We start from the raw sequence: 10600 nt of genomic DNA on the forward strand, positions 1-10600 counted from the left end.
ATGTCCAAAAGAAGGCCCTGCACGAACGCCACCCCCCAGGACCACGGCCTCGTGCATCAGAACGGCAATCATGAGGATGTCCTGTCGCCTCAAAGGCTTCGTGGTGTGGCAAGGCGCAACGATCGCCTCGCCCCCAATCACTCGAGCCCATATGCATCGCCGCAGTCGTCAGCTAATTTCATTGCGAAACGAAAATTTAAAACAAAGTTGATGACTTGATTAATGACCTTGCTGTGATTTTTTTTTCTGACTCAGATGCTGCATAAGCTTCTTCTACAAGATTTATATACCGCAATTTCATATCAACTATTGAAGGAAATCGAGAAAGCGATTGATGTGCAAGCTCTGCCATCTTCGTCCTCTTGATTTCGTTCTGAACAATTTCACCAATGCATTCGCAAAGTTGTTTGTAATTACCAGGTTCAAAAAATAGAGCACTCTGTTTATCACGCAACTGCTCAGATATACCAAATACTGGCGTAGATATTATCGGAAGCGAGCAAAACATTGCTTCTTGGATCACACGTGGGAAGCTTTCCATTCGAGACGTAAAGATCATACCGTCTGCCATTCGATAGTATCGGAAAATGTCCGATGTTTCCAGCACCACACGGACGCGAGACTTTCGATTATCATCCAGATTTTCGATCGCCGCGTGTAACTCTCTGCTATAAGGTGAATCCCTATCTCCAACTATCAAAAACTGTGTCTGAGACACAATATTCTCATTGAGCATTTCTATTGCAAAAATTAAATCGACCTGGGACTTTCTTATGCAAACAGTTCCCGGTAAAATAAAAACAAAATCTTTATCATATCCGAACAATTTGCGTTCCTTGTTGCGATCAAACTGCGCATAAGTAATCGCAGTCATCTTCGAATCAAATCCATTGTAAATTACGATTCTATTGTCGATTTTGGCTATGCTATCATAAACATTCTTGGTCGAATAGCAGACAAATACGTTTACATAATTTACTTGAAATAGCATCCTAGCGAGTTCTACATGAAAAATGCCCCATTCTTGAAGGTGGTAAAACGGAGGTTCACTTTCATGGATTATCCATATAGTTGGAAGCTTAGCTAAAATGCCGCAAAACAATCCCCAATGGCAGAGAACAGTATTTGCAATGACTACGTCGACAGCATATAATTTAAGACATAATGAAATTTCCTTCAGATTTATTTCCATCTGCTTCACGTCTGATCCAGAAACTAAATCTGCCTTATCAAAAACACAAACAACAGCTCCAATTAGCTCATAGCTTTTCCTTAAAGGGCCATCCTGCGGGCTGATAACGATAACCGAACTATTGCCTAGCTCAATAAGACCCTTCGATATATCATATAAGACCAGAGGGGCACCTTCAAAATTGAGATTGTGGGTAAACAATGCGACCGTAGGATTATTCGGTTTAGATTTGTATTTTGAAGTTCTCCGCGTTGACGGCTTGAATTCAAACGAGTCAAGGGAGAGATTTCTATTCCAGTATGGATCTACCCAAGTAGAATACTTACGAATAAAATTCAATTCCTCTTCAACTTTATCATTACCAGCTCCTCGACCTCTGCTAGCCCCCTCATAATGATATAAAACAGCCGACGGTACATATACATGTCTCATCCCAAGTTGAGTTAATCTAAAACCGTAATCACAGTCATTGTAAGCGACCCGGAACTGTTCATCATCAAAACCACCAGACTGAACGAACAGTTCTCGCCGAGTAAGAAGGCAGGCCGCTGTTAAGGCAGAATAATTTCGGACAGTATTGTCCTGTGACATAGTTCCGAGCAACAGATTTGGCTGGAGCTTAAAAGCTGGTGCAGGCAATGATCCATCTAGTAAATTGTTTACAAGCCCGGCATGCTGTATTAAGTTATCTGGAAAAAGAAGCTTCGCGCCTGTGGAAGCTACTCCGTTTCGCCCCATCCATCCAACCATTTGCGAAAGCCAAGATTCGGACACAACTTCAGTATCATCATTTAAAAATAAAATGAGGGTAGTATCAACTTTATTTACCGCTTCATTATTTACATAAGAGTAGCTAAAACCGCTGTCAGGTGATGGAATATGGACTACTTTGCATTTTTGCTGATGAATATCCTGAAGATACGCTACAGTATCAGCGTCATCGCTGGCGTTATTGACTATGAAAATAGAATAATTACTGTATGATGTTTTATCAATAATAGATCTAATGCAGACATCTAGAACTTTATAGTTGTTTTTTGTTGGAATGATGATTCCTACGGTCGGTCCGGTATCTGGAAATTTGATGTCGAAAGACTGTATTGCCGAGCGTCTGGCCCAATCTGGCCAATATGCCGTGCCATTGAGTCCAAGATCAATAATTTTATTATTTAACATAGCAATAGACCGTTTCCCGGAAGTCAATAATAGATCTTCCGATCTATACCGTATGTGCATAGCGAGGGTTTCAACATGAACTACTGAGATATCATCTTGCTTGATAAATCCGAGATGAACGGCCCACAAATCAACCTCATCAAATTGTGCTGGGAGACCACCAGATTGTATAAAGACGTCGATTGTCATGGCACACCGGCCAATATAGTTAGAGCAAATCAAAGTTTCTGGAGAAAAATCCGGCTTAAAATAAAGAACAGGATTAATTATAGTTCCATTATACGAGTACTCATCGCCATAAACTACGCTGATATCGGAAACGGATTCAATTTCTGTAGACCAGTCTTCAAGTAAGGTTGGCTCAATAATATCTCCAGGCAACAAAGGTAAAACAAACGAATTCGCCCTGCTTGGAATAAGCCAATCAGATCCATCCTCTAACCAAATTACATTCTTATTTTCTCCAAGTAAGTCCGATATCAATAACTGTTGTTTTAGTGTGAGTCGCGTTCTATCAAGATGCATTTCCCATTTGTCGTAAGTCTGGCGACAAACTGATATTATGGTATTCCACAATCCATTGAAATCTCCAGAGTCGGAAAGCAACACCGAAAACAGCGGGAAGGTATCAGACATTTTCTGGGCCATTTCAAGTACCATGCTTGTAAGAAGGTATCGTGTTTGTTCCTGAAAAAGAGTCTTCTATTAATTCTTGCGTGACCGTCATCAGGCTTTTCCCCTCCAGTGTCGTTTTGGTCTGCCAGAGCACCGAACTTGCTGATTTCCAGGAGCTATTTTCAATTGCACTTTTTAGTTGGTTGTTTCCAGTTCTTCCGACAGCGATAAACCTTTTATCTCCTCCAAATTTATCTTCGAAGATTTCTCCTTCAAAGGCGGACGCAATCGATCTAGGAGGGGACTCAAAAAGTTCTACCATTGCTTCATAACATCTTTCTCGACTATCGCTAGAGAGCTCTAAGTCGGGACCATAGACAGAGAGCCATTCTCTAATAAAATCGATGGCGCCTTTATGCACATAATTTAAGGCCTCGCGTGATTGATTTCCAAATGGTGCTGCTTCCAGAACTGGAATTTTTTGAATTCCTTGGCGATCAAAGCTTATAAGTGTCCCATGAGTTGCCGAAAAAAATAGTTCGAATAATTGAACGTATTTAATTAACGGATGATTCGGATCTGAGCCGCATCGAATAAACGAGTCAAACCGAAGACCCGAGTTAAGCAAATTATCAGCCTCTGGCCATGTTGAAAAGTATATTCCATGACAATTTATTGAGCATGATTCGAGTAATGATTTTTGTATTGTACCACGATATCCGATATCTATTACGCCATTGTATCCTTCCGTTAATCCAATATCCGAAATATATTCTTTGTAAATTTGACGTAATGATGAACATTTATGTAGTATTGTTGGAAGTAAAATGTCAATGACTTTGCTATATCGCGGATCGCGTGTATTGTGCTCTACTATAAAAGATAAGTCTTCCAGACCGTTTGCTAACAATTCGCGCGAGACTGATTGAATGTCTTTCATATTTATCTGAAATCTTGAAGTCAGGATTTCTTCCATAGTCATAGGTTTATGGTCAATACTAGAGATTTTATCAACGTCGGATCTATTTACAATGTCAATCGCTCGAAGGACTCGTCTAGATCCCAATAGATATTTTGATCCAGGCAAATCTGGATCACGCATCTTAAAAATATCATAAGCCTCTTTCATGTAAAAACCGTCTCTGGAAACAAAATATAGCGTCGATAAACCTTGAATTCTGGCAACACCTATAAGATATTGAGTAAAAGACAACAATAATGGCCCTAGACATGAGTATCCAGCGCTTTCAAGTTCATTTGATGATCTCTGTTGAGTTTGCCTTTTCAAAATCGCATTCGCTCGACTATGAATTGCCTCACCAGCACAAATTGATAGAAAAAGGCCATCAACCGTATATGGTGTTTCTTGCCATTGACTCGTCGTAACAGTATTAACAATGGAAGCTGACTTTTCTACTAGGCAAGCGTGGAGTCCTCGATCAGCAGGAACGCGAAAATCTGACAGCGAGTTATCTCCAATGTGAAGAATATGACTCTTTCCAACTTTAATGGAATTTGATAGATACTCAAACATATGGCCAAAATGCTTCGTTGCACCAATTTGTGACGAAACAAACATACCAGCATAGTCAGTAATTCCACACTTATCTACGATAGACACCATGGTCGATACCGGGAGATAGATATCGCTTACTAAGTAAATATTTATGCCCAATTTGAGTAAAGATTGATAAAGTTTAACGCCTGATTCTTTCGGAACACACACATTCTGCTCAATCTGAAGCTCAGCGTCCATCATGGCTTGAGCGTTGTGTTGATATTTTTTACTAAGTTGAGCGAAATTATCATATATTTCATGGATTGTGATTTCTCTACTTTTTGCATTCTTCCGAGATATCAATTCAGCATCTATTCGTGTCCGTACTACTTCTTCAACATCACATTGAGATACACCAGCTTGGAGCGCTGCCAACGCGAACACATTTTCAGGCCGACCACACCTACGTTCTATTAGTGTATCAAATACATCAAACGAAATAGCCTTGAGACTTGGAACTGCGCGGAGTATACGATCATCGATATCAAGTAAGTCGCTATAAATTAAAGTTGATTTGTCGGTTCGAGTCGATATTGGAGCGTTTACTTTCAGCCATCGGATTTGTGCATCGGCCTGTTGATCCAAAGCAGTGTTTGTACAAGCATGTTCTCTGTTCTTATAGTATTCAAGATAGTGATATAACGGATCTTGATCGTCGCGTAAAAGAGGATTATTCTTTCGATAGAAGACCGGATCGAAGTTTTTACTTGGTGCAAACCCTGACTTCCATCCATTGGTAATATAATGAAACAAAGGATCAATATTTGCTACATCACGCTTATAATTTTCATAATACCACTTTGAATCAAACATATGGTTCGGATTTCGATGCTCTGCGGCCCCAAAATGCAAATAATGTCTAAGTGGTTCAATTCCAGAATTCGCAACATCAGCATAGACGTTCCTGTACCAGTCTTGATCAAAATACGGACAGGGCTTTCGCGATTCGTGCCGACCAAAGTTAATGTAATGTTCGAGCGGATCGATTCCCGCTGAGTCTACATCAGAATATTTTGCTAAATACCAATCTGTTTGAAAATATTTATTTGGGCGGAAGCCTGCGCGCCACCCAACCCGGCGATAATGCTCTGTTGGATCCATATTTTCTAGAGCAATTCCTTCAAATTGCGACTTATACCAAGACAGCTGGAAATATGGGCTAGGATCTATGCCATTGCGCCATCCGATAGTGCAGTAATGTAGCCATAAACCATCATCATTGTCTTTATCTATTTCTGGAGAGGCATGAGCTAGCTGCGCCAAATAAAAAGCACCATCGAATATCGCCCACTTTGGTAGGATTTCATTTGATGATTCCGACATACGCTTCATATCCATATCTAGTGGGAAGTTGGTGCGTTATTCAATAATCAGATCATTATTGATAAAATTTGAGTTTTGCAATCAGATTGATTTAGACTTTTTATTCCGCTGCATAGTTCTTGCACAATTGACTATCACGGCCTTATAGACATATTCATGTTGTGGGCGAGGAGCGCAATTAATAAATCACTTTATGTTTTCAATACAGCATCTGTTCGGATTTTATTGATAACGATTTAATGTAAATCACATGAATATAACAAGAAATCGAAGATATGTCGCCGAATTATTATATTAGTATTGAGATTATTCGTTTTTGCGCTGTCCATCATTATAAGCCCTGATTTAGACGTGACACGGGCTGCGAGATAACAATCTGCTTGCCTCTCAGTCAATAGTAAGCGGTTTTTGCAGCCGACGTTCTTTGGGCGAGCGTAGTCGGTGGGGCGGGCGGTCCTATGGGCGAATTAATTTGTCTCTATGCTTGAGCATATGTTCGAGTCGCTGCGGATCGTGTTCAGGTTTGAAGTAATTGCCCGAGCTGTCTGCGGCGTTTGTCCGAGTCCGAGTGAGCAAGGTTCGTAGCCGCGGCGATTGCCCCTGGTGCTGTGTTATCTGCGTTGGCGCGCCAGCAGGGGATAAACCCACAAAACCTACTCACGGGCCTTCGCGAATCGCGGCGATCTGCGGCCTCTGCGCCCGCAGGACTGCTGTCGTTCGTGTCTGCCCGTGTCGAAGGTCAGGCTTTCGTTCCGCCGTCGCTCCCATCGTGCAAGAAAATCAACGGTTGGCATGGCCCTTTCGCCGCGATCGAACTGGAGATTGCAGGTGTGAGCGTTCGGGTACCTTCGGGCGCGAACGGAGCAACGATCACGGCGGTGATCCAGGCGCTAGTGCACCGACTCAGACAGATGGTGCAGGGACGCGCCGGACGGCACTGAGGATGGCATTGGCGGGTTTCGTCCAGCGGAAGGGCCGCGGGCGCTCGTTGTGCTCGGCGATGTAGCGTTTGATGGCGGCCTGCAGGTCGACGACGCCGGTGAAGGTGCCGCGCCGCAGTCGTCTACGCGAGAGGGCGGAGAAGAAGCCCTCGACGGCGTTGAGCCAGGAGGCCGAGGTCGGGGTGAAGTGGAAGATCCAGCGCGGGTGGCGGGCGAGCCAGGCACGAACCTTCGGGTGCTTGTGAGCCGCGTAGTTGTCGAGGATGGCGTGGACCGTCTTGCCGGCTGGCACGGCGGCCTCGACGGCATTGAGGAAGCGGATGAACTCGCCGTTGCGATGGCGCTGCATGCAGCGGCCGAGCACGGTGCCCTCCAGGACGTCGAGGGCGGCAAACAGCGTGGTCGTGCCGTGGCGGGTGTAGTCGTGGGTCTGGGCGGCGGGGTGCCCGGGGCCGAGCGGCAGGGCGGGACGGGTGCGCTCCAGAGCCTGGATCTGGCTCTTCTCGTCGATGGAGAGCACCACGGCGTGACGCGGCGGCTCCATGTAGAGGCCGACGATGTCCTCGACCTTCTCGGCGAAGGCGGCGTCGTTCGAGCGCTTGAAGGTGCGCGCGCGGTGCGGCTGGAGACGGTGGGCCTCCCAGATGCGCTGGACCGAGCGCAGCGAGATCCCGACCTGTTCGGCGACCGCACGGCCTACCCAATGCGTGACCTCGCCCGGCGGCTCGGAGCAGGTCAGGGCGAGCACCTCGGCAACGGTGCCGGCCGACAGCGGCTCTTTGCCGGGCGGGCGGGTCTTGTCGTGCAGCAGACCCTCGACGCCTTCCTCGGCAAAGCGCTGCTGCCAGCGCCAGACCGCCGGACGGCTAGCGCCTGCCCGCCGCGCCACCTCCAGCACCGACAGGCGTTCGGCCGAGAGCAGCACGATCCGGGCACGCTGGAGGTGCTTGAAAGGACGAGACCGGTCGCCAGCAATCGCGGTCAGCCGCGCCTGAGCGGCGGCATCGAGGAGCACGCAGACGGTCTGAGCCATCGGCTCAGACTCGCACACCTCGCCGCATAGGTGAATCCTTCGCATGCGTCAGTGCACTAGTTGTCGTTGCTAACGGCACCGAACTGACCTCGCACGCCACCCTGGGCTGGCAGGAGGAGCGCGCGGTCGCGTGGCACTACATCGCCCCCGGCAAGCCGCAGCAGAACGGCTTCGTCGAAAGCTTGAGCGGGCGCTTGCGCGACGAGTGCCTGAACGAGCATCTGTTCCGGAGCCTGCGGGCGGCCCGGACCCTCATCGAGGCGTGGCGGGTCGACTATAACACCTGCCGTCCGCACACGAGCCTCCGCGGGCTCACCCCGAACGCGTTTGCAACCCGGTCCAAACAGGACCAGAACCAGAACGGACTCTGGTTATGAACGGGGGCAATGAGGGGGCAAGGTCAGTAGTTGACCGCCGAGCGGTCGTAGCGGGTGGCGATCCGGCGGAAGTCTTTGAGGCGGCCGAACATCCGCTTGATGGCCTTGCGCCCGCGATAGAGCACGGGCGAGAAGCACGGCTTGTAGCGCCGGTTGACCTTGGGCGGGATGTTGGGCGCGGCCCCGGCCGCCTCGATCTGCCGGCGAATGGTGTCGCTGTCGTAGCCCTTGCCGGCCAGCACAATGCGGCAGGTGGGCAGGCGTTTGAGTAGCAGCGCGCCGGCCTTGCAGTCGGCAGCCTGCCCACCGGTCAACATGAAGGCGAGCGGGCGGCAGAAGCGGTCGGTGAGGGCGTGGATCTTGGTCGTGCGCCCGCCCAGCGAGCGGCCGATGGCCTAGCTTTGCTCCCCCTTTTACCCCCGGCGGCGCAGCGGTGGGCTTTCACGGCGGTAGAGTCGATCAGCACCTGGGAGGGCGGCCCGCCGGCCTGGGCCAGCGTCTCGAACAGCTCGACCCAAACCCCCTTGACCGCCCAGCGCACGAAGCGGTTGGCTTGTGTGGTCGGGCAGAGCGAAACCCAGCAATCGGCGGGAACGCGTTCCGCCACTTGCGGATGGTCTCGGTCGAGACGCCGTAGTGCTGGGCTCTTCAGAGAAGCAGAAAATCTCAGCGCGCGCGGCTAAGGCGGTGCGGCGTTCGTATGGATAGCAAACATCAGCGGCCCCTCCTGACGGTCGTAACGCGCCGTGATCCCTCAAAACGCCCACGTTCTCGTCGACCGTCCAACGTATTCCACCCCGACAATGTTCCGCAAATGAACATCTGGCACTAAAACGTGCATTTGAATTATAAGACCCGACATCTTAAGATTTCTACCAATTTTCATGGACGAACTATTACGTAGACTCAAGAATCTATCGTCATACTATTTGCTTTGGTGGAGCATCTAATATCGCGGCGCTGAGGTCATTGGCGATAATCAAGTTACCTTGCACCGTGCTCTTGTATTCAATAAAATCCATAAATCGTCCGCGATCCAAGGCGCGAACGATACCGACAACATATTTTCTTCTCAATGACACGTTCCGCAGACTCTGAGCTTAAATTCGAGAAAGGATACTTTAGAAAGAGATATTTTATTGCGCATCTTTGCTGCTTAAACTTTCTAGTTTTGCAAAATATTCAGCAGTTCGGTCTTGTGGGTTCTTTTTTAAAGCCAGATCTCGTAGCCACGGTTCGACGTATAGTTCATTGCTGATGTAGCGCGGAAGAAAACGCTCTGCCTGTATGAATATAATTACGTCAGGTCCAAATTTTCTTATTAGCGATAGATCAAGATCCGGAGAATGAATAAACAGTGTTTCAGAAAATAGAGTACTTATAGTCGAGAATAGGGAGTGAGTAAAGCTATCATGAAGTATGATTGCTTTTCCGCCGGAAGTTTTCACTTTAGAACAAGTATGCCATACATGACCTTCGTTTGTCAGTTTCCCCTCAAACAAAATTTTGAAATTATCCTGCGAAAGAAAAATATCTTCGATTTCTTCTGAGTCGCCTAAATGACACCCAAGATCGCCAGCAAACTGCAATCTGCGTGTTTCGTATTCTAAAGTGCTTGCAGTGTCGAAAAGCGTGGGCAGATACAACTCAAGAAAACACCGAAGATACTGAACCGCACCTTTAGTTGTCCAATGACTGTCGGTCCTGTAATAATACTTGTCTAGTAAATTTTTTTCTTCAAGCAATTCAGATCTATAAAATGTGTTTATTTTATGTGATTTGGTAAAATTCAAGTATTTTACAATCGGCCTCGGGCCATGTTTCTCGAAAGCAATGTTGTCTGGTAGATAATGCTTCAAAACCGTTTCTTTGTTTGGAACTACTATATGAAAATATTCGATATTTTGTGTTGAGCACCAAAACTGACGTATAGCATGTCTTGACGAGATTACTTCGCAAGCTTTTTCCGGAAAGTCAAAAAGCCCTTCCAGTTGCAACATCACGCGATTTGAGTCGTTATCGAGAAAGTATTGTTTTTCTTTGCCAACTGTGTATTTCATCATTGTAGATCTCCATTTCTGATATTTTGAGTTACATCAACAAATTGTATACTATGGGGATATTATATTAGTAACAGGATTTTCTTTGGCCAGCCTGAGCAGGTTCTGGCCATAGGAGGTCTTGGCGAAGAGTTCACCGCGGGCAATGAGCTGATCGCGGGTGATGAAGCTCTGCAGATAGGCGATCTCTTCGAGGCAGGCGACCTGGAGACCCTGGCGGTTCTGCAGGGTGCGGACGAACTCCGCCGCTTCCAGCAGGCTGTCATGCGTGCCGGTATCGAGCCAGGCATAGCCGCGCGACATCCGCTCCACATGCAACTGGCCC

4 protein-coding genes and 3 pseudogenes are annotated in these 10600 nt (G+C 47.2%); 1 reads left to right on the top strand and 6 read right to left on the bottom strand.

Annotated elements, in window-relative coordinates:
- Window positions 1-196: 196 nt before the first annotated feature.
- The 3 genes from MHA02_RS21170 to MHA02_RS21180 all read right to left on the bottom strand — a co-directional run bounded on the left by MHA02_RS21170 (window position 197) and on the right by MHA02_RS21180 (window position 7838).
- On the bottom strand, window positions 197-3004 hold the full coding sequence (locus MHA02_RS21170; protein ID WP_170249407.1) for a glycosyltransferase: 2808 nt from the start codon (window positions 3002-3004) through the stop codon (window positions 197-199).
- 13 nt (window positions 3005-3017) lie between these two features.
- Window positions 3018-5873 (bottom strand): hypothetical protein, encoded by a 2856-nt coding sequence (locus MHA02_RS21175; RefSeq protein WP_147082489.1) that lies wholly within the window; start codon window positions 5871-5873, stop codon window positions 3018-3020.
- Window positions 5874-6767: 894 nt separating this feature from the next.
- Complete coding sequence (locus tag MHA02_RS21180; protein WP_170249409.1) at window positions 6768-7838, bottom strand: IS630 family transposase; 1071 nt, start codon at window positions 7836-7838, stop codon at window positions 6768-6770.
- Between the two features lie 56 nt (window positions 7839-7894).
- On the opposite strand from MHA02_RS21180, the pseudogene MHA02_RS21185 reads away from it, so the two are divergent.
- A pseudogene (locus MHA02_RS21185) lies at window positions 7895-8215 on the top strand (integrase core domain-containing protein); the annotation flags it as partial.
- Between the two features lie 23 nt (window positions 8216-8238).
- Here MHA02_RS21185 and MHA02_RS21190 read toward each other — a convergent pair.
- From MHA02_RS21190 to MHA02_RS21200, 3 genes and pseudogenes are all read right to left on the bottom strand, one after another.
- A pseudogene (locus tag MHA02_RS21190) lies at window positions 8239-8774 on the bottom strand (IS5 family transposase); the annotation flags it as partial.
- Window positions 8775-9351: 577 nt separating this feature from the next.
- The gene (locus MHA02_RS21195) at window positions 9352-10275 is read right to left on the bottom strand and encodes an alginate O-acetyltransferase AlgX-related protein (RefSeq protein WP_210245100.1); all 924 of its coding nucleotides are present in this window, start codon (window positions 10273-10275) and stop codon (window positions 9352-9354) included.
- A gap of 51 nt (window positions 10276-10326) precedes the next feature.
- Window positions 10327-10600 (bottom strand): annotated as a pseudogene (locus MHA02_RS21200) (glucose-1-phosphate thymidylyltransferase RfbA); the annotation flags it as partial.

Origin of the sequence: Methylobacterium haplocladii (assembly GCF_007992175.1) — a bacterium.
In the GTDB taxonomy this organism is placed as follows: domain Bacteria; phylum Pseudomonadota; class Alphaproteobacteria; order Rhizobiales; family Beijerinckiaceae; genus Methylobacterium; species Methylobacterium haplocladii.

Coding starts and splice junctions, on each gene's coding strand:
- MHA02_RS21170 (WP_170249407.1), bottom strand. CDS start 3,004: ATGTCTGATACCTTCCCGCTGTTTTCGGTGTTGCTTTCCGACTCTGGA.
- MHA02_RS21175 (WP_147082489.1), bottom strand. CDS start 5,873: ATGAAGCGTATGTCGGAATCATCAAATGAAATCCTACCAAAGTGGGCG.
- MHA02_RS21180 (WP_170249409.1), bottom strand. CDS start 7,838: ATGGCTCAGACCGTCTGCGTGCTCCTCGATGCCGCCGCTCAGGCGCGG.
- MHA02_RS21195 (WP_210245100.1), bottom strand. CDS start 10,275: ATGAAATACACAGTTGGCAAAGAAAAACAATACTTTCTCGATAACGAC.